The sequence below is a fragment of the Azospirillum sp. UENF 111221 genome (genome assembly GCF_058780625.1).
Map to the genome: position 1 here is coordinate 463758 of NZ_JBSNCH010000005.1, position 20281 is coordinate 484038.

A 20281-nucleotide genomic window follows, 5' to 3' on the forward strand; every position below is an offset into this window, starting at 1 on the left:
GCATGTTCGGGAGAGCGTCCCATGCGAGCGACTAATGTTACGACCGTTTAGAGCCGCTCGCTCAAACCCAAAACCGAAGCCGCCGACCCGACCCCGCGGCGACCGCTCAGCACATCGCCGAGAACCTCGACGCGTTGCAAGTCCCGTTCGCTCATCGTGATCCAGCCTATCGCCAGCCTCCCAGCCGTCGCAAACCCGACGGAAAACTGACAGTTCTATGTTGCGAGGGACTGACAGTTTCACATTGCGCCTACAGAACAAAGACACATAAGTTAGGTTATGGAAAACAATTCCGCAACCGTCCGCTTCGGTCTTGCGAATTCGAAAGCAAGAATCGGATAGCCTTAACCTGACCGGTTTCGCGACTTTCGGGCCGTTCATCACATGGGAGAATGGCAATGAAACAGCTGGACGGAAAGATTGCAATCGTCACGGGCGCCAGTTCCGGGATCGGGCGCGAGGCGGCGCTGCTGTTCGCCGAGCACGGCGCGCAACTCGTTCTGGTGGCACGGCGGCGTGACGAGTTGGAACGGTTGGCGGATGAGATTCGGGGCAAAGGCGGCGATGCCGTCGCCGTGGCCGGCACCGTCGCGGATGCCGACGTCGCACGCGATGCCGTCCAAACCGCCATCCGCCGGTTCGGCGGACTGGACGTCGCTTTCAACAATGCCGGCACCACCGGCATGCAGGTTCCGCTTCCCGATATGACGGCTGAGATGTGGCACGAGGTGATCGATACCAACCTGACCAGCGCCTTCCATGCTGCCAAGCACCAGATTCCGGCGATGCTCTCCCGCGGCGGCGGATCGCTGATCTTCACCTCGACCTTTGTCGGCCACACCGTCGGCTTTCCCGGAATGGCCGCCTATGCCGCCAGCAAGGCCGGATTGATCGGCCTGACGCAGGTGATCGCGGCGGAATACGGGCCGCAAGGCATCCGCGCCAACGCCCTGCTGCCGGGTGGTACCGATACGCCGATGGGACGGGCGGTGTCGAACACACCGGAGGCGCTGGCCTTCGTGCAGGGGCTTCACGCCCTGAAACGCCTCGCGACGCCGCGGGAAATCGCACAGTCGGCGCTCTATCTGGCGTCGGACGCGTCCAGTTTCACCACAGGAACCGCGCTGCTGGTAGACGGAGGCGTGTCGATCACCCGGACCTGACACGAACGGGCAGGGCCGCACGCCATTCACCGGCGTCCGGCCCTGCCCTATCCCTCCTGCCCTATTCCGCCGCCTGAGGCCGCAGCGGCTGGACCACGTCGCCCTTGAGATTCATCGCCTTGGCCAACGCATCGATGCGGCGCTGGACCGCTTCGCCGGCCGGGACGCTGCCGTCGTCGGGCAGGGTCAGCACGATACGGCCATCGCCGACCTTCAGGCTCGTCCGCTCCAGCAAGGCCGTGGCGCCGCCCGACAGCGTGTGGGCAAGGCGCAGGGCCAGCCCCAGCACCAGCGCCTTCATGCCCTGCCCTTCGCTCACCAGCGTCCGCACCGGCGCGGTCAGCGGCATATCGATGGTGCCGGCATAGCGGGCATGGGCGGCAAGCGCGAGGAAGGCACGCTCGTCATGGTCCAGCGCCGGAAACGGATAACGCAGCACGCGCAGGAAGGCATGCTCCGCCCGGTAGTCGGGATGGTCGGCCCAGCCGACGTCGCTCAGCAGGCAGGCGGCATGGCGCAGCCGGATGGCGTTGTCGTCCTCGCCGGCGAAAAGCCCGGCGGTCCAGGACATCAGCAGGGCCGGATCGCCCATCCGCACGAAACGCCGCGCCCAATCGGCGGCCGACGCCATCAGCGGATCCTCACGCTGCCCCTCCGGCGAGAGCAGAGAATAGAGATGCCCTTCGCGCAGGCCGTAGGCGGAGAAGACCAGCTTCGACGGTTGGGCGATGCGCAGCAGCCGTTCCAGCACCAGCCCGGCGAGAGGCAGCGTGTCGAGCCGGCGGCGCGATCCCGCCATCTTCTCCAGCGACGAGCGGCTCTGCCGGCCGATCAGGCCGGTGAACTCCCGCGCGTCGGCGGATGGAATGGTGTAGTGGTGGATGATGTGCAGCGGGTGGCCGGACTGCTCCATATGCAGCTTGGCGATGGCGCGCCAGCTGCCGCCGACCGGGTAGAAGGGCCGTCCCTTCATCGCCGGCAGCCAGGGCAGCGATTCCAGATGCTGGTCGATCAGCTTGGCCGGGCCGCCCTTGGTCGAGCCGACCTCCATCAGCCGCAGCGGGCCGAGCGGCAGCGTCACCTGCTTGCCGATCACCCCGCGGTCGAGCGTCACCAACTCCAGGCTGCCGCCGCCGAGATCGCCGACGAGACCGTCCGCGCCGGGGGTGCCCGACAGCACGCCCATGGCCGACAGCCGCGCCTCCTCCTCGCCACTGATGACGCGGACGGTCAGGCCGGCCCGGCGCCGGATGGCATCGACGAAGGCGGCACCGTCGCGGGCATCGCGCACGGCGGCGGTGGCGATCACGTCGAGCCGGCCGACGCGCATGCCCTGGGCCAGGGTCGCAAACCGCTCCAGCGCCGCCAGCCCCTGGGCGACACCGTCGGGGTTCAGCACGCCGGCCTTCTCGACGCCGCGCCCCAGACCGCACAGCACCTTCTCGTTGAACAGGGCAAGCGGCGAGCGGGTCAGCCCATCATAGACGACGAGACGGATGGAGTTCGACCCGATGTCGATCACGCCCACCCGCTCTCCGACGCGCTCACCGGCGGTCGCAACGCCCGAAGCGCCGACGCCAAAAGATCCGACACCCGCCTGCCCCAGCTCGCCGAAATTGGCGGCGGCGCGTTTCTCCATGCTCATACTCTCACTCCCGTCACCCGCCCTCAGGACACCGTGTGCAGCATCAGCCGCGGCGGCGTGCGCTTATTGCTGAGCGCGCTGCCCCGGCCGGACAGGCTGGGGTTGGTCATGAAGTAATTATGGGCACTGAACGCATCGGGGCCAGCCTTGATGCGATGGTACACGCCATCGGGCCCCAGCTTCCAGGTGCTCGCGTCGTCCTTCATGTTGGCGACCATGATCTGGTCGAGCACCTGTTCGTGCACCGTCGGATTCTCGATCGGCACCAGCGTCTCGATGCGGCGGTCCAGGTTGCGGGTCATCCAGTCGGCGGAGGAGATGAAGATCTTGGCCTGGTTGCTCGGCATGGGATGGCCGTTGCCGAAGCAGATGACGCGGCCATGCTCAAGGAAGCGGCCGACGATGCTGCGCACCCGGATGTTTTCCGACAGCCCCTTCACCCCTGGCCGCAGGCAGCAGATGCCGCGGATGATCATGTCGATCTGCACGCCCGCCTGCGAGGCCTTGTACAGCTTGTCGATGATGACAGGATCGACCAGGGAGTTCAGCTTCACCCAGATGGACGCCGGACGCCCGGCGGCGGCATGGGCGATCTCCGCCTCGATCAGGTCCGAAAGCCGCTGGCGCAGCGTGATCGGCGCTATGGCGATCTTCTCCAGCACCTTCGGCGTGGCGTAGCCGGTCATGAAGTTGAACATCACGGCGGCGTCGTGGCACAGCGCCGGGTCGCAGGTGAAGAAGGAGAGGTCGGTGTAGACCTTGGCGGTGATCGGGTGGTAATTGCCGGTGCCGAAATGGACGTAGCTGCGCAGCGCCTTCTTCTCGCGCCGCACCACCAGCGACACCTTGGCGTGGGTCTTCAGATCGACGAAGCCGTAGACGACCTGGGCGCCGGCACGTTCAAGATCGCGCGCCCAACGGATGTTCGCCTCCTCGTCGAAGCGGGCCTTCAGCTCGACCAGAGCCGTGACCGACTTGCCGGCCTCCGCCGCCTCGATCAGCGCGGCGACGATGGGGCTGTCCTTGCTGGTGCGGTAGAGCGTCTGCTTGATCGCCACCACCTGCGGGTCGCGCGCCGCCTGCCGGATGAACTGCACCACCACGTCGAACGACTCGTACGGGTGGTGGACGACAATGTCCTTGTGGCGGATCGCCGCGAAGCAGTCGCCGCCGAAATCGCGGATCCGTTCAGGGAAGCGGGCGTTGAAGGGACGGAAGACCAGGTCCGGCCGCTCGTCGACGATCAGCAGCTTGGTGTCGGTCAGGCCGATCAGCCCGTCCAGGATGAAGACGTCGTCCGACGCGACGTTCAGTTCATGCCGCAGGAACTCACGCAGGTCGGCCGCCATGCCGCTGTCGGTGGCGAGCCGGATGACGCTGCCGCGGCGGCGGCGCTTCAGCGCGCTTTCAAAGGTGCGGACAAGGTCTTCCGCCTCTTCCTCGATTTCGATCTCGCTGTCGCGCAGCACGCGGAAAACGCCATGCGCCTTGACCTGGAACGGAGGGAACAGGCGGTCGATGAACTGCATCACCACCTTTTCCAGCTGGATGAAGCGGATGTCCGATCCCGGCAGGCGCAGGAACCGCTCAAGCTGGGTCGGCAGCGGCACCAGCGCGTCGATGTGCCGGCCCTTGACCGGGTCGTGCAGCTGGAGCGCCAGCGAAAAGCCCAAATTCGGCAGGAACGGGAAGGGGTGGGCCGGATCGACGGCAATGGGCGTCAGGATCGGGAAGATATCGTCCAGGAACTTGGCTTCCAGCCAGTCCAGTTCGCCTTCGCTGAGGTCGGCCGGATCGACGACCGAGATGCCGGCACCACGCAGTTCACCTTTCAGCGAACGCCACGTGGCCTGCTGGCTCTCCATCAGGGCGGCGATGCGCTGCTTCACCGCGACCAGCTGCTGGGCGGGCGTCAGAATTCTCAGGGCTGGGCGTTTTCACGCCGGCGGCGACCTGCCCTTTCAGGCCGGCAACGCGGACCATGTAGAATTCGTCGAGGTTGCTGGCGGAGATCGACAGGAAGCGCAGTCGCTCCAGAAGCGGGTGATTCGGGTTGGCCGCCTCGTCCAGGACGCGCTGGTTGAAGGCCAGCCACGAAAGCTCCCGATTGATGAAGCGTTCCGGGGCGTTTGGCTCGATACCGACCGAATCGAGTTCCTGGAGATGCGTCACGTCGACCTCTGAAATCGTGAAATCCCGAACGCCGGCGCTTGGCTTTGAACCATGCCGACGACGGTTATATGGTGGGCAGACAGAGTATCCCATATGCGTTACGGTTTCAGGACTCCCATTTGGTTAAACACTGCGACTTCTTCCCGCTTCGCCCTGCCCCACCCCTCGCCCCTCCCCTGCCGGTCGATTTCCGCCATGAAGACGCTGTTTCTGCTGCGCCATGCCAAATCCTCCTGGGACGATCCGTCGCTGGGCGACCATGACCGCCCGTTGAACGCCCGCGGAGAAAAGGCGGCCACCCTGGTCGGCGCCTATCTGGCCAAGCACAACGCGCACATCGACCTCGTGCTCTGTTCCACCGCCGTGCGGGCCGTGGAGACGCGCAAGCGGGTGATGACGGCGATGGGTGCACCCTATCCGCCGGTGGAGCATGAACGCGGCCTGTATCTGTGCGGCGCCCACACGCTGCTGGAGCGCCTGCGCGACGCACCCGATTCCGCGACCGGGCTGATGCTGGTGGCGCACAATCCCGACCTGCACGAACTGGCGAACGCCCTGACCGGCAGCGGCGATCATGGCCTCCGCCACGATCTGGCCGACAAATTCCCGACCGGCGCCTGCGCCGTTCTGGTCTTCGAGACGCTGCATTGGGCCGACCTGGAGATGGGCGCCGGCAGGCTGGCGGATTTTGTGCAGCCGCGTAAACTCTCTTAACCTGCGGCGGCGGTTGGGGTATCCACGGATCCACCTGATACGCTCCAGGCCGGTTCGGCCGCAAGGCCGCGCCCCGGCCGGATTCGGGAGGAAGCCGACCCTTGACCCCCGTCAGCCCGCCCACGGCACCGCCCGTCAGCCCGCAGTCCGGCCCCGACGCCCAGCCGGCCGCCTCGACGTTCCGCGAGGTGGAGTTGAAGCTGCATGCGGCGACGGCGGATCTGGCGCGGGTGGCGGCGCTGCCGGGGCTGTTGGCGATTGCCGACGGTCCGGCAGCGACCCAAAGGCTGCGAACCGCCTATTTCGACACGCCCGACTTCAAGCTCGCCGCCAACGGGGTGGCGTTGCGCGTGCGGCAGGAGGGGGACCGTTTCCTCCAGACCCTGAAGACGGTCAACAGCGCCAGCCCCGGCGATTCGGCCGCCGTCGCCGTGCGGCGGGAGTGGGAATGGGTCGTCGCCGGCGAGGCCGTCGATGTCGGCGCGTTGACGGATCCCAGCGTCGCCGGGCTGGTGCCGTCGGCGGCGCTCGATGCGCTGGATTGCCTGTTCATCACCGATTTCCGGCGCACCACCCTGCTGCTGCGCCCCGATCCGCTGACCGCGGTCGAGCTGGCCGTCGATGACGGCGGCGTCTATGCCGGCGGCAACTCCCTGCCGATCAGCGAAGTGGAACTGGAGCTGAAAGCCGGCAAGGTCGCCAGCCTGTTCGATCTGGCGCTGATGCTGCAGGCTGCCATTCCCATGCGCATCGGCACCGAAAGCAAGGCGGAGGCCGGCCTGCGGATGGTCACCGGCAGGGCGCCGGGACCGGCGGAAGCCGAACCGCTCGGCCTGTCGCCGCTGACCACCGTGGCGGAAGCCTATCGCCACATTCTGCGTCAGGCGCTGCGCCAGTTCCTGGCCAACGAGTTCCTGCGCGCTGGCCGGCGGCGACGTGGAGGGGCTGCATCGCATGCGCGTGGCTCTTCGCCGGCTGCGCACCGCCCACCGCCTCTTCGCTCCGCTGATCGCCGCGCCGGAGGCCGACCGGCTGGTCGAGGAAAGCCGCGGGCTCGCCAAGCGGCTGGGACCGGCACGCGGCTGGGACGTGCTGATGTCCGGCGTCCTCGCTCCCCTCCTTGCCGACCCGACGGCGGCTCCGGGCATCGACCGTGCGGAGTTGGGACGGCTGGAATCGCTGGCCCGCTCCGCCGGTGCCGGTCCGGCACGCGAAGCGATGGCGGCGATTCTGGCGCCCGGCTGCACCACCACGGTCCTCGGCCTCGCCGCGTGGCTGGAGCATGGCCTTTGGATGTCGGAGGCGGAGGGCGACCGGCGGGCCATGCTGTCGGCGCCGGTCACCACGCTTGCCGGCGGCTGGCTGTCTGCCCGCATGGCAAAGCTCGGCAAAGCGGCGAAACCGCCGGAGGATGCCAAGGGGCGCGACAAGCTGCGCCGGCGGCTGCGCACGCTGCGCTATACCGCCGATTTCTTCCGGGGACTGTATCCAGAGGCGGCCACCCTGCCCTTCTTCGCGGCGCTGGAACAGTTGCAGGCGGCGCTGGACGCCGATCAGGACGCCGTCACCGGCACCCGCATGCTCGCATCGCTGTCCGGCGCCGACCCGAAGACGGTCGGCGCGGTCGCCGCCTGGATCGAGCGCCAATCCGAAAAGCGGCGCAAGGCTCTGCCCGAGCTGTGGAAGCGGTTCCGGGCCGTTCCGCCCTTCTGGTCATGACCGACCCGCGCGGGGCGCCGGTGGCAATACCGCGCCTGGCGCATATATCGTCAGCCGACCGGCGGGAGGGGGCCAATTGAGCCATTTCCTCTGCCGGCCGATTTTCGTCATGCGTCGCGGCGCCTTGCCGCTTTCCATCCGGAAAAGCTTCGGGTAAAAGAACACTCCATGAACAAGTACATCAGCGTCCGCGGCGCGCGGGAACATAACCTGAAGAACGTCGATGTGGATCTGCCGCGCGACGAGCTGATCGTCATCACCGGCCTGTCGGGATCGGGCAAGTCGTCGCTCGCCTTCGACACGATCTATGCCGAGGGGCAGCGGCGCTATGTGGAGAGCCTGTCGGCCTACGCGCGCCAGTTCCTCGAGCTGATGCAGAAGCCGGACGTCGATTCCATCGAGGGCCTGTCGCCGGCCATCTCCATCGAACAGAAGACGACCTCCAAGAATCCGCGCTCCACCGTCGGCACGGTGACGGAAATCTACGACTATATGCGCCTGCTCTGGGCGCGCGTCGGCATCCCCTATTCGCCGGCCACCGGCCTGCCGATCGAAAGCCAGACGGTCAGCCAGATGGTCGACCGCATCATGGCGATGCCGGAGGGCACGCGCCTGCTGCTGCTGGCGCCCTTCGTCCGCGGCCGCAAGGGCGAGTACAAGAAGGAAATCCAGGACCTGCGCAAGCGCGGCTTCCAGCGCGTGCGGGTCGACGGGACCATGTACGAGATCGACGAGGTGCCGGCGCTCAACAAGAAGCTGAAGCACGACATCGAGGTGGTGGTCGACCGCATCGTGGTCCGCGAGGGGCTGGGCAACCGTCTGGCCGATTCGCTGGAGACCGCGCTGGGGCTGGCCGACGGCATCGTCTGGGTCGAGAATGCCGAGACCAACGAGCAGACCGTCTTCTCGCAGAAATTCGCCTGCCCGGTCAGCGGCTTCACCATTCCGGAGATCGAGCCGCGGCTGTTCTCCTTCAACAACCCGTTCGGCGCTTGCCCGGCTTGCGACGGGCTGGGCAGCAAGATCTATTTCGACCCGATGCTGGTGGTCCCGGACGAGCGGCTGTCGCTGTCCAAGGGAGCCATCGCGCCGTGGGCTGGGTCCACCTCCAAATACTATGACCAGACGCTCGAGAGCATCTGCGAGCATTTCGATGCGTCGATGACAACGCCCTGGCAGGATCTGCCGGAGAAGGTGCGCAAGACGATCCTGTTCGGCTCGGACGGGTCGGCCATCACCATGACCTATGACGACGGCCTGCGGCGCTATGAGACCAACAAGGCGTTCGAAGGCATCGTCAACAATCTGGAGCGGCGTTTCCGCGAGACCGACAGCGCCTGGACGCGCGACGAGCTGTCGAAATACCAGTCCTCCCAGCCCTGCGAGGTTTGCAAGGGCGCCCGCCTGAAGCCGGAGGCGCTGGCGGTCAAGATCCGCGGCCGCAACATTTCCGAAGCGGCGGAACTGTCCATCGCCGGCGCCGGTGCCTGGTTCAGCGAACTGAACGAGCATCTGCGCCCGAAAGACCGCGAGATCGCCTACCGAATCCTCAAGGAGATCAACGAGCGCCTCGGTTTCCTCAATGCGGTGGGGCTTGAGTACCTGACGCTCAGCCGCGGGTCGGGCACGCTGTCGGGCGGCGAGAGCCAGCGGATCCGGCTCGCCTCGCAGATCGGCTCCGGCCTGACCGGCGTACTGTATGTGCTGGACGAACCGTCCATCGGCCTGCACCAGCGCGACAATGACCGGCTGCTGGAGACCCTGAAGCGCCTGCGCGACATCGGCAACACCGTGGTCGTCGTCGAACATGACGAGGATGCGATCCGCAGCGCCGACTATCTGGTCGACATGGGACCCGGCGCCGGCCAGCATGGCGGTTCGGTCATCGCGCAGGGGACACCGGAGGAGGTTCAGAAGAACCCCGACAGCATCACCGCCCAGTATCTGAACGGCACCCGCTTCGTTCCGGTGCCCGACACCCGCCGGCCCGGCCATCCCGGCCAGTTCCTGGAGGTGCAGGGCGCGCGGGCCAACAATTTGCAGAACGTCTCGACCAAAATTCCGCTCGGCACCTTCACCTGCGTGACCGGCGTGTCCGGCGGCGGCAAGTCCACGCTGATCATCGAGACGCTGTACAAGGCGGTCGCGCGCAAGCTGATGGGCGCCCGCGAGCATCCGGCCGAACATGACGCCGTGCTTGGGCTGGAGCATCTGGACAAGGTCATCGACATCGACCAGTCGCCGATCGGCCGCACCCCGCGCTCCAACCCGGCGACCTATACCGGGGCCTTCACGCCGATGCGCGACTGGTTTGCCGGACTGCCGGAGGCAAAGGCGCGCGGCTACGGTCCGGGCCGCTTCTCCTTCAACGTCAAGGGCGGGCGCTGCGAGGCCTGCCAGGGCGACGGTGTCATCAAGATCGAGATGCACTTCCTGCCCGACGTCTATGTCACCTGCGATGTCTGCCACGGCAAGCGCTACAACCGCGAGACGCTGGAAGTCACCTACCGCGACAAGACCATCGCCGACGTGCTGGACATGACGGTCGAGGAGGGCAAGGAGTTCTTCAAGGCGGTTCCCGGCATCCGCGACAAGCTGGACACGCTGGAACGCGTCGGCCTTGGCTACATCCACATCGGGCAGGCGGCAACCACCCTGTCGGGCGGCGAGGCGCAGCGCGTCAAGCTGTCCAAGGAATTGAGCCGCCGCGCCACCGGCCGCACGCTGTACATCCTCGACGAACCGACCACCGGCCTGCATTTCGCCGACGTCGAAAAGCTGATGGAGGTGCTGCACGCGCTGGTCGACCAGGGCAACACGGTGCTGGTTATCGAGCACAATCTGGAGGTTATCAAGACCGCCGACTGGATCATCGACCTGGGGCCGGAGGGCGGGACCGGCGGCGGCGAGATCGTCGCCGAGGGCACGCCGGAGGAAGTCGCCAAGGTCGAGCGCAGCTATACCGGCCGCTATCTCGCCCCCTACCTAAAGGCGAAGCCGGCGGTGCGGAAATCGGCAACCCGAAAGAGGGCGTGAACAAACGCAAGCTGCGCCTTGTTCTTGCAGGCAGACTTCGCACTGCATGGGAGACGAGGGGCATGAGCAAGACGCTTCTGACCGGTGTGGGGGCCGCCCTTGGTGCGGCCCTGCTGCTGGCGGCCTGCGGGTCCGACAAATCCACCACCAGCACGACCACCACGACGACGACGACCCCCAGCTATGGCTCGACCACCGTGGCGCCGGCTCCGACCGGCTCCACCACCGTCGAACGCAGCACGACGACGAAGAGCGAGTGAGCCACTGCTTGGTTGACGCCCCAGGCTCACTGTTCCGCTTGGCTCGATGTTCTGACTGACTCCTGATCGACTTGCAGCCGGCCTTCCCCGTGAAGGCCGGCTGATCTGTGTCTGACGGCAGCCGTTTGAGGACTGTCGTTTTGGAAGCGGACAGCCTAGATTGCGCGTCAATCATCCGCAGTCTTCTGTTTGGAAAATCGCTTCTATGACCGACACCCTTCGCCCCGTCCATGTCATCGGCGGCGGTCTCGCCGGCTCGGAAGCCGCTTGGCAGCTCGCCTCCCGCGGCGTGCCCGTCGTGCTGCACGAGATGCGGCCAGTCCGCAAGACCGAGGCCCATGATACCGACAAGCTTGCGGAGCTGGTCTGTTCCAACTCCTTCCGGTCGGACGATGCCGAATACAATGCGGTCGGGCTGCTGCATGAGGAGATGCGGCGCTGCGGCTCGCTGATCCTGCGCTGCGCCGACGCGCACAAGGTGCCGGCCGGCGGCGCGCTGGCCATGGACCGCGACGGCTTTGCCGATGCGGTGACGGAAGCCGTCTCCACCCATCCGCTGATCACCATCCAGCGCGAGGAAGTTGCCGGCCTGCCGCCGGAGGAGTGGGACAGCGTCATCGTCGCCACCGGCCCCCTCACCTCCCCCGCCCTTGCAGAGGCGGTGCGCGACCAGACCGGCGAGGAGTCGCTGGCCTTCTTCGACGCCATCGCCCCCATCGTCTATCTGGAGAGTGTGGACCTGTCCAAGGCATGGTTCCAGTCGCGCTACGACAAGCCCGGTCCCGGCGGCACCGGCAAGGACTACATCAATTGCGCCTTCGAGAAGGACGAGTACCGCGCCTTCATCGCCGCGCTGATCGAGGGCGAGAAGCTCGACTTCAAGGAGTGGGAGAAGAACACTCCCTACTTTGAAGGCTGCCTGCCGATCGAGGTGATGGCGGAGCGCGGCGTCGATACCCTGCGCTACGGCCCGATGAAGCCGGTCGGCCTGACCAACCCGCACAAGCCGGAACGCCGCCCCTATGCGGTGGTCCAGCTGCGCCAGGACAATGCGCTGGGCACGCTGTACAACCTCGTCGGCTTCCAGACCAAGCTGCGCCATGCCGAACAGGCCCGCATCTTCCGCATGATCCCCGGCCTGGAGAATGCCGAGTTCGCCCGGCTCGGCGGCATGCACCGCAACACCTTCCTGAACAGTCCGCGCATCCTGGACGGCGCCCTGCGGCTGAAGTCGCTGCCGCGCCTGCGCTTCGCCGGTCAGGTCACCGGCTGCGAAGGCTATGTGGAGAGTGCGGCGGTCGGCCTGCTCGCCGGCCGTTTCGCCGCGGCGGAGCGTCTGGGGCAAGAGATCAGCGCTCCCCCGGTGACCACGGCGCTCGGCGCCATCCTCGGCCACATCACCGGCGGGGCGGAGGCGGAAACCTACCAGCCGATGAACGTCAATTTCGGCCTGTTCCCGCCGGTGGACGACAGAATCCGCGGCCGCGACCGCAAGCTGGCCTACACCCGCCGGGCGATGGCCGACCTTGACGGCTGGCTGCACGGCTGACCGGCGGGTTTCCGCGATGCCCGGGCGTCAGTAGCGCCCGCGCATCGCCGCCCAGCCCATCCGAAGCTGACGGAATGGATTGGCCAACAGGACGCGCGGGGCGAACACGTCGTTGCCCTCGCGCGCGATCACGCCCAGATGCAGGTCGGCCAGCGTCGCCGGTAGCAGCGCCGGAACCGCGGCCTTCGGCAATTCGCGGCGCAGCTTGCGGGCCTCGGCCAGATGCCCGCGCGCCACATCGGCGATCTCGCCCACCACCGGCCGCAATTCCGGCGTCGAGCGTCCGGCGAACAGATCCTCAGCTTTGGCACCATGGCGCTGCATCAAATCGTCCGGCAGGCGCAGACGGTGCTGACGCGCCAGGAACGGCACCGCGCGCAGGATGCCGGACAGGGCATAGGCGATGCCGACATGGCGCCCGGCCGCCATCGCCGCCGCATCCCGCGCGCCCAGGATCTCCAGCGCCAACTGGACCAGCGGCGCCCCGGTCACTTCGGCATAATTGACCAGACAGGTCAGGTCGGCCGGCGGCGTGTCGTCCAGATCGGCTTCCCGGGCGTCGACCAGCCGGTCGAACAGGGCACGGCTCAATCCCAGCCCGCGCGCCGCCTGCGCCAGGGGCTCCATCACCTCATGCCGGGGTACGGGTCCATCCTCATAGACGGCTTCGATCCCGTCGCGCCAGAATTGAAGTCTCATCTGGCCAAGGATCGGTTCACTGACCACCTCGCGCGTCTTCGCGATCTCAAGGTTGAAGGCGTAGAGTGCGAACGTCGCCTCGCGCCTGTCGGCGGGGGTGAACAGACCTGCCAAAAAGTGGTCGTTGTCATATTTCCGAACCTCCCGTCCGCAATAGGACAGGTCGGTCGCAGCCTTCACCATGGGATGCCCGATTGGAAAAAGAGGGGAGGAGCGATGGAAGGACGGGCCAAAGCCTGTTGCTACGCCTATATGAAGCACACACGGTCGCACCGCCAGCCCCGACGCGCAGCAGGCAGGGATCCCATGACGGATTTCAACATCGCCCCGACGAAACCCCGCAAGACCGGTCCGGTCGCACGCAAGGACGAATCGGGAGAGAATTTCCCCGTCGCGTCCCGGCTGATACCGAAGCACCTGCGTCCGCATGTGATCGCCTTCTACCGCTTCGTGCGCTTGGCCGACGACATCGCCGATGATGCGGATCTCGAACCGGAGACCAAGCTGGCTTACCTGGAGGCGCTTGAACGGGCGCTGACCTCGGGCCAGGCCAAGCATGCCTATCTGAAGCCGGCCACCGATCTGCGGGAGAGCCTGCAGAAGACCGGCGTCAGCGACCGCCATGCCCGCCAAATTCTGCGCGCCTTTCGCCGCGATTCGGTCGGTGCCCGCTGCCACAGCTGGAGCGACCTGCTTCTCTACTGCCGCTTCTCGGCCAATCCGGTCGGCCGCTACCTGCTGGAGCTGCATGGCGAGGGTGTGGCCGCCGGGCCGGCGTCCGACGCGCTCTGCTCCGCCCTGCAGGTGCTGAACCATCTCCAGGATGCACGGGAGGACTGGACGCAGCTCGGGCGCTGCTACATCCCGCTGGCCTGGTTCGACGAGGCGGGAATCAGCGTCGAGCGCCTTGTGGAGGGTGAGAGCGACGCGCGCATGCGCGCCATCTTCGATCAGGCGCTGGAGCATACCGACCGCCTGCTGGAACGCGCCGCTGCCCTGCCCGGCCTGATCCAGCATCGCGGCCTCCGCATGGAGGCGGCGGTGATCCTCAGCCTCGCCGAATCGCTGTCACGGCGCCTGAAGTCCCGCGACCCGATGAAGACGCGGGTGACGCTGGGTGCCCACCACAAGCTGGCCGCCGTGGCGCGGGGGCTGGCGCGGAGCTTCTCCGCCGCATAAACTCCGGGGCCACACGTCGCGACGTGCACCGTCAGGCACGTCACGACGTGCAATGCCCAGGATGCTACAGATGACCCCTCCGCCGCTGGAGACGGCCCCGCTGGAACCGGTATCCACGACGTCGCCGGACAGGAATGCGCCGGATAGGAAGGTGTCCGATACGGCGACGTCCGTCACCGCCAAGTCGGGCAGCACCTTCTATTGGCCGATGCGTCTGCTGCCCGCCTCCAAGAGGGCGGCGATGTTCGCCATTTATGCCTTCTGCCGCAGGATCGACGACATTGCCGACGAACCGGGCGAGCCTGCCGACAAGCGGGCCGCCCTTGACTCCTGGCGGCGCGACATCCGCGACCTTTATGTCGGCGGCGTCCCCGGCAGCCCTCTGACCGCTGCGCTGAAAGGCGCCATCGAGCGCTACGGACTGCCGCGGGCCGAGCTTGAGGCGCTGATCGACGGCATGGCGATGGATGTTGCCGGCGAGGAGGCCGGCGGCTTCCAGGCGCCCGATCTCGACACTCTGCGGCTCTATTGCCGGCGCGTCGCCGGCGCCGTCGGCATGCTGGCGATCCGTGTCTTCGACCGTGCCGACCCAGACACGGAGCGCTTTGCCCTGGCGCTGGGCGAAGCCCTGCAACTCACCAACATCCTGCGCGATCTGGCCGAGGATGCGGAATTGCACCGGCTGTACCTGCCGCGCGAACTGCTGCGGGCCGCCGGGATCGACGCCACCGACCCGGAGACGGTGTTGGCCCACCCCGCCCTGCCAAAAGCTTGTGAGGCGCTGGCCGATCTCGCGGAAGCCCGCTTCGCCGAGGCACGCTCCGCCATTGCCGGGCAGGCGCGCGGGTCACTGTGGGCCGCAACCGCCATGATGGTGCTGTACCACCGCCTGCTGAAGCGCCTGCGGGCGGCCGGCTGGCGCGACCTGAAGGCTCGAGTCCGCGTCGGCCGGCGGGAAAGCGCCTGGGTGGCGGTGCGTTGCATGCTCGGCATCCCTCCGGCCGGCTGATGAGCGGCACCGGAACCGTCCATGTCATCGGCGCCGGGCTCGCCGGGCTGGCAGCCGCTGTCCGGCTGGTGGAGGCGGGGCGATGCGTGGCGCTCTACGATCAGGCACCGCAGGCCGGCGGCCGCTGCCGGAGCTTCCATGACGCGACGCTTGGCCGGCTGATCGACAACGGCAACCATATGGTGCTCAGCGGCAACCGGGCTTTGCTCGACTACGCCCGGCGGACCGGTGGAACGGATGCGCTGGAGGAACTGCGGCCGGCGGCCTTTCCCTTCCTCGATCTGCGCGACGGCGCCGCCTGGACCCTGCGCCCGGGAGGGCTGTGGCTGTTCGACCCGGCGCGCCGGGTGCCGGGCAGCCGGCCGCTCGACTATCTCGCCGCCCTGCGCTGCCTGACGGCCGGGCGAGCGCACTCCGTCGCCGACCGCCTTCCTCCCGGTGGAGCGCTGTTCGAGCCGCTGTGGCGCCCTCTGGCGGTGTCTGCGCTGAACGGGCCGATGGAGCGCATCTCGGCCCGCCTGTTCGGCGCGGTGCTGCGGGAGACGCTGCTGCGCGGTGAGGCCGCCTGCCGGCCGGTTCTGGCGCCTCGCGGCCTGTCCGCCGCCTTCGTCGAGCCGGCCCTGGCGCGCTTGCGGTCGGCCGGTGCGGCGCTGCATCTCGGCGCCCGGGTCGATGGGCTGACCTTCGATCAGCACCGCGTGAGCGGATTTGCCGCCGCTGGCAGCGCCGTGACGCTCGGACCGCTCGACAGCATGATCGTCGCGGCACCGGCCTGGGTGGCGGAACGACTGGTTCCGGGGTTGACCGTGCCGCCGCCGGGGCCAGCCATCGTCAATCTGCATTTCCAGCTCGATGGGCCGGTGCGGCTGCCGGGCGGCCTGCCCTTCGTCGGGCTGGTCGGCGGGACCGCGGAATGGCTGTTCGCCCGCGATGACCTGCTGTCGGTCACCGTCAGCGATGCGGATGCGCTGGCCGATCTTCCGGCCGGGGAGATCGCCGGCCGGCTGTGGGCGGAGATCGCTCCCCACCTTTGCCCGGCACCGCGACTCGGGGGCCCAATTCCGCCCTTCCGCGTGGTGAAGGAGCGGCGGGCGACCCCCGACCAGTCTCCCGAATCGGTGACGCGTCGACCGGTGACGCGCACGCGGCGGAGCAACCTGACGCTGGCCGGCGACTGGACGGAAACGGGACTTCCCGCCACCTTGGAAGCCGCCGTGCGCTCGGGAAACCGGGCGGCGGAGGCGACTTTGTCGAATGGAAATAACCCTATACGACGTTCGAGAGTGTTTCCGGCCTTCACAAGCTTCCGTCATCGGCCTATTTGGACGGACGGAGGTGCCGTGCTCGCAAGGCCCGGCCCGGAAGGACAATCAAAGAAGAGAGGGTAAATCAAATGGCGTTCGAACTTCCGCCGCTTCCGTATGCGTACGACGCTCTGGCTCCGTATATCTCGTCGGAGACCCTGCACCTGCACCATGACAAGCACCACCAGACCTACGTCACCAACCTGAACAACCTGACCAAGGACACCCCGCTGGCCGACGCCAGCCTGGAGGAGGTCATCAAGGCCTCTGCCGGCAATTCGTCCAAGGTCGGCATCTTCAACAACGCCGCCCAGGTGTGGAACCACACCTTCTTCTGGCAGTGCCTGAAGAAGGACGGCGGCAAGATGCCGGCGGCCCTGGAGCAGCGCATCGTCGCCGACTTCGGCAGCGTCGAGAAGTTCAAGGAAGAGCTGACCCAGGCCGCCCTGACCCAGTTCGGCTCGGGCTGGGCCTGGCTGTACCTGGACGGCGGCAAGCTGAAGGTCGGCAAGACCGGGAACGCCGACACCCCGCTGGCTCACGGCCAGAAGCCGCTGTTCACCATCGACGTGTGGGAGCATGCCTATTACGTCGATTTCCAGAACCGCCGCGCCGACTTCGTGAAGGCGGTCATCGACAATCTCGCCAACTGGGACTTCGCCGCCGAGCAGTTGGCTGCGTAAGGTTCCCTGTCGAGGGATGAAAAAGCAAAGGCGCCCGAAAGGGCGCCTTTGTCGTTTCTGGAGAGGATGACCGGCCTTAAACCGGCAGCATCGCCGCCGCCACCCGCCGGCCCTCAGCCAGCAGGACATTGTAGGTCCGGCACACCGCACGGCTGTCCATCAGCTCCACCACGACGCCCTGCTCGCGCAGTTCGAGACGCAGCGCCTTCGGGATCATGCGCATGGTGCCGCCGGTGCCGAGCAGCAGGATCTCCACCTTCGGCTCAGCCGCCAGCACCGGAGCGAAGTCGCCCACCGACAGGGAGGCGACGTCGGTCGCGTCCCATGCCAGGGTGCGGTCCGGCAGGACAATCACCGAGCCGACGCGCCACTGGCCGGAAATGCAGAACTGTCCCGGACCGTAGCCGTCGATGACCTGACGGTCCGACGGGATCATCGGCATGATGTCGGCCATGCTGCCCTCTCCTTCCCCAAACGTCCGGCGTTACGGTGTGGTCGCCGGGGTGTTGCCCGCCGAAGCGGCGTCGGGAGAACCGCGCCGCAGGCGGTTCTCGCCGAGGAACAGCAAGATGGGGGCGGCAATGAACACCGACGAGCTGGTCGCAAGGATAACGCCGAAAATCAGCACGATGCCGAAGTCCTGCAACGCCTCGCCGCCGAACAGTGCCAGCGGAATGATCGACAGCAGGGTGCAGACGGAGGTGCCGACGGTGCGGTTCAGCGTCTCGTTGATCGACATGTCGATCAGGTCGCGCAGCGGCATCTTCTTGTAGATGCGCAGATTCTCGCGCATGCGGTCATAAACGACGACCTTGTCGTTCACCGAATAGCCCATGACGGTCAGGATCGCCGCCACGGCCGTCAGGTTGAACTGGATATCGGTGATGGCGTAGAAGCCGACGATCTTGGTGATGTCGAGGATCAGCGTCACCACCGCGCCGAAGCCGAACTGCCATTCAAAGCGGAACCAGATGTAGACCAGCATCGCCAGCATGGCGAGGCCCAGCGCCAGCATGCCGTTGGCGAACAGCTCGCCGCTGACCGACGCGCCGACCGCTTCGACACGGCGGACCTGGGTGCCGGGGATGGACTGGGCCAGCGTGTTGCGCACCTTGTCGGCAGCGACCTGCTGGGCGGCGTCATCGCCGGGCTGCCGCTCGAGACGGATCAGCACGTCCTGAGGCGACCCGAACTCCTGCAATGCCACCTGCCCCATGCCGAGGCCGGACAGCGTGTGGCGCAGCGAGGCGAAGTCGGCGGCCTGCGGCGTGCGGGCCTCGATGACGATGCCGCCACGGAAGTCGATGCCGTAATTCAGGCCGGGGTGGAAGAACAGGATGACGGACGCGATGGACAGGATCGCCGACACGACGAGGCCGGCGATGCGGCCGTTCATGAAGGGGATCTTGGTGTTGTCGGGGACGAGGCGGAGATGGAACATCGGATGACCTCTCAGACCGGCAACACGGCCGGACGCGTCCGGCGCAGCCACGTCACCATCATCAGGCGCACAAGCACCGTGGCGGTGAACATGGAGATGAGGATGCCGAAGGTGATGGTGACGGCGAAGCCCTTGATGGTGCCGGTGCCGAAGACGAACAGCAGCGCCATCTTGATGGCCGTCGTCAGGTTGCTGTCGACGATGGTGCTGTAGGCGCGGCTGAAGCCGGCCTCCATCGAGGCGAAGACCCCGCGGCCCTTCTTCGTCTCCTCGCGGATGCGCTCGTTGATCAGGATGTTGGCATCGACCGCCAGGCCGAGCGACAGCAGCACGCCGGCAATGCCCGGCAGCGTCAACGTGGCCTGCAGCAGCGACAGCGCCGCGAGCGTCAGCACGAGGTTGATGAACAGCGCCGAGCAGGCGAAGGCGCCGAACAGCCCGTAGCAGGCGATCATATAGACGCAGACCATCACGAAACCGACGACGACGGCAGTCAGGCCGGCACGGATCGAAATCGGCGCCCAGGTCGGGACCGACGGTCCGCTCCTCGATCACCTTCAGCGGGGCCGGCAGAGCGCCAGCACGCAGCAGGACGGCGAGGTCGTTGGCGTTGGCGGCGGTGAAGTTGCCGCTGATCTGGCCGCGGCCACCGGTGATCGGCTCGCGGATCACCGGGGCGCTGATGACCTTGTTGTCGAGCACGATGGCGAAGGGTCGGCCGACATTCTGCTTGGTCACCTCGGCGAACCGGTTGGCGCCGGCGGTGTTGAACTCGAAGTTCACCACCCATTCGCCGGTCTGCGGGTTGGTGCCGGCCGACGCGTTCTGCAGCGTGGCGCCGTCGACCTCGACCTTCTTGCGGATGACGTATTTGGACTGGTAGCGGTCGCCCTCGGTCGACGGCAGGATCTCGGATCCCGGAGGGGCGCGGCCGGTGCTGGGATCGGCGTTCACGTCGACCAGGCGGAAGGTCATCTTGGCGGTGGTGCCGAGCAGCCGCTTGATGCGGTCGGGATCCTCGACGCCGGGCAACTGGACCAGGATGCGGTCGTTGCCCTGGCGGGCGATGGTCGGCTCGTTCACGCCGGTCTCGTCGATGCGGCGGCGGACGATCTCGATCGACTGCTCGATGGCCTGGGTGGCGCGGTCGCGCAGCGCGACCTCGCTCAGCGCCACGGTCACCGTGCCGCCGTTGACGGTCACGTCAAGGTCCGGCTGCCCACCACCCAGAGCCGTGCGGCCCACCGGGCTGGAGAGCTGGCGCAGGGCCTTCACGGCTTCCTCAGCCTGGGCCGGGTCGCGCAGCTGGACGGTGACGGCGCGCTCGCCGGCGTTCAGCGCGGTGTAGCCGACATTGGCGGTGCGCAGCTGCTGCCGTGCGCCGTCCACCAGACCTTCCACGCGGTCGCGGATGACGGTGGCCATGTCGACTTCAAGCAACAGATGCGATCCGCCGCGCAGGTCGAGACCCAGCGACACCCGGGTGTTGGCGTACCAGGACGGCAGCGCCGCCAGCGTGTCGCGGCCCATGAAGTTGGGCAGCATCAGGATGAACCCGGCGATGCAGGTCGCCAGGATCAGGTAAATCTTCCAGCGCGAAAAATAGAGCATGCGTCACTCGAATCCGATCAGACACCCGGTCCGGGCGACCGGCCCGCCCCGTCGACGGGGCGAGCGGCCGGACCGGACGGGAAGCGCCTTCGGGCCG

General features: G+C 67.2%; 15 protein-coding genes and 3 pseudogenes. 11 read left to right on the forward strand and 7 right to left on the reverse strand.

Annotated features, from left to right (window positions below):
- Window positions 1–398: 398 nt before the first annotated feature.
- Complete coding sequence (locus ACWPN3_RS16620) at window positions 399–1163, forward strand: SDR family oxidoreductase (protein ID WP_492240539.1); 765 nt, start codon at window positions 399–401, stop codon at window positions 1161–1163.
- 61 nt (window positions 1164–1224) lie between these two features.
- Here ACWPN3_RS16620 and ACWPN3_RS16625 read toward each other — a convergent pair whose 3' ends face one another.
- Both ACWPN3_RS16625 and ACWPN3_RS16630 read right to left on the reverse strand, forming a co-directional pair.
- A complete protein-coding gene (locus ACWPN3_RS16625) occupies window positions 1225–2808 on the reverse strand; it encodes a Ppx/GppA phosphatase family protein (RefSeq protein ID WP_492240540.1) in 1584 nt (527 codons plus the stop codon).
- A gap of 23 nt (window positions 2809–2831) precedes the next feature.
- Window positions 2832–4980, reverse strand: a pseudogene (locus ACWPN3_RS16630) (RNA degradosome polyphosphate kinase).
- A gap of 195 nt (window positions 4981–5175) precedes the next feature.
- Here ACWPN3_RS16630 and ACWPN3_RS16635 point away from each other — a divergent pair.
- The 6 genes and pseudogenes from ACWPN3_RS16635 (at window position 5176) to trmFO (ending at window position 12258) form a co-directional block, all read left to right on the forward strand.
- A complete protein-coding gene (locus ACWPN3_RS16635; protein WP_109446202.1) occupies window positions 5176–5694 on the forward strand; it encodes a SixA phosphatase family protein in 519 nt (172 codons plus the stop codon).
- A 230-nt stretch (window positions 5695–5924) separates the two neighbouring features.
- Window positions 5925–6407, forward strand: a pseudogene (locus tag ACWPN3_RS16640) (CYTH domain-containing protein); the annotation flags it as partial.
- Between the two features lie 241 nt (window positions 6408–6648).
- A complete protein-coding gene (locus ACWPN3_RS16645) occupies window positions 6649–7413 on the forward strand; it encodes a CHAD domain-containing protein (RefSeq protein ID WP_492261590.1) in 765 nt (254 codons plus the stop codon).
- Between the two features lie 168 nt (window positions 7414–7581).
- Window positions 7582–10449 carry an excinuclease ABC subunit UvrA gene (uvrA, locus tag ACWPN3_RS16650; protein WP_492261591.1) on the forward strand — a complete coding sequence of 956 codons (2868 nt, stop codon included), beginning with the start codon at window positions 7582–7584 and terminating at the stop codon, window positions 10447–10449.
- Window positions 10450–10511: 62 nt separating this feature from the next.
- Window positions 10512–10709 (forward strand): hypothetical protein, encoded by a 198-nt coding sequence (locus tag ACWPN3_RS16655; RefSeq protein ID WP_109446208.1) that lies wholly within the window; start codon window positions 10512–10514, stop codon window positions 10707–10709.
- Window positions 10710–10914: 205 nt separating this feature from the next.
- Window positions 10915–12258, forward strand: a complete 1344-nt coding sequence (trmFO, locus tag ACWPN3_RS16660; protein ID WP_492261592.1) for a methylenetetrahydrofolate--tRNA-(uracil(54)-C(5))-methyltransferase (FADH(2)-oxidizing) TrmFO — start codon at window positions 10915–10917, stop codon at window positions 12256–12258.
- A gap of 27 nt (window positions 12259–12285) precedes the next feature.
- Here trmFO and ACWPN3_RS16665 read toward each other — a convergent pair whose 3' ends face one another.
- Entirely contained in the window at window positions 12286–13140 is an 855-nt protein-coding gene (locus ACWPN3_RS16665; RefSeq protein WP_492240544.1) for a phytoene/squalene synthase family protein, read from the reverse strand.
- A 123-nt stretch (window positions 13141–13263) separates the two neighbouring features.
- Between ACWPN3_RS16665 and ACWPN3_RS16670 the strand changes: the two genes are divergently transcribed.
- The 4 genes from ACWPN3_RS16670 (at window position 13264) to ACWPN3_RS16685 (ending at window position 17132) form a co-directional block, all read left to right on the forward strand.
- On the forward strand, window positions 13264–14136 hold the full coding sequence (locus ACWPN3_RS16670; RefSeq protein WP_098739835.1) for a squalene/phytoene synthase family protein: 873 nt from the start codon (window positions 13264–13266) through the stop codon (window positions 14134–14136).
- A 70-nt stretch (window positions 14137–14206) separates the two neighbouring features.
- Window positions 14207–15145 carry a presqualene diphosphate synthase HpnD gene (hpnD, locus tag ACWPN3_RS16675; protein ID WP_492240546.1) on the forward strand — a complete coding sequence of 313 codons (939 nt, stop codon included), beginning with the start codon at window positions 14207–14209 and terminating at the stop codon, window positions 15143–15145.
- Window positions 15145–16533: a hydroxysqualene dehydroxylase HpnE gene (gene hpnE, locus ACWPN3_RS16680; protein WP_492240547.1), complete on the forward strand. Its 1389-nt coding sequence runs from the start codon at window positions 15145–15147 to the stop codon at window positions 16531–16533. The genes hpnD and hpnE overlap by 1 nt, the downstream gene beginning before the upstream one ends.
- A 5-nt stretch (window positions 16534–16538) precedes the next feature.
- Window positions 16539–17132 carry a superoxide dismutase gene (locus ACWPN3_RS16685; protein WP_492261593.1) on the forward strand — a complete coding sequence of 198 codons (594 nt, stop codon included), beginning with the start codon at window positions 16539–16541 and terminating at the stop codon, window positions 17130–17132.
- Between the two features lie 76 nt (window positions 17133–17208).
- On the opposite strand, the gene ACWPN3_RS16690 is transcribed toward ACWPN3_RS16685, so the two are convergent.
- The 4 genes and pseudogenes from ACWPN3_RS16690 to ACWPN3_RS16705 form a co-directional block, all read right to left on the reverse strand.
- The gene (locus tag ACWPN3_RS16690) at window positions 17209–17586 is read right to left on the reverse strand and encodes an Mth938-like domain-containing protein (protein WP_109446222.1); all 378 of its coding nucleotides are present in this window, start codon (window positions 17584–17586) and stop codon (window positions 17209–17211) included.
- Between the two features lie 30 nt (window positions 17587–17616).
- Window positions 17617–18573 carry a protein translocase subunit SecF gene (gene secF, locus ACWPN3_RS16695; protein ID WP_395459685.1) on the reverse strand — a complete coding sequence of 319 codons (957 nt, stop codon included), beginning with the start codon at window positions 18571–18573 and terminating at the stop codon, window positions 17617–17619.
- Window positions 18574–18584: 11 nt separating this feature from the next.
- On the reverse strand, window positions 18585–19043 hold the full coding sequence (locus ACWPN3_RS16700; protein WP_492261887.1) for a preprotein translocase subunit SecD: 459 nt from the start codon (window positions 19041–19043) through the stop codon (window positions 18585–18587).
- Window positions 19044–19146: 103 nt separating this feature from the next.
- A pseudogene (locus tag ACWPN3_RS16705) lies at window positions 19147–20184 on the reverse strand (SecDF P1 head subdomain-containing protein); the annotation flags it as partial.
- Window positions 20185–20281: the final 97 nt, after the last annotated feature.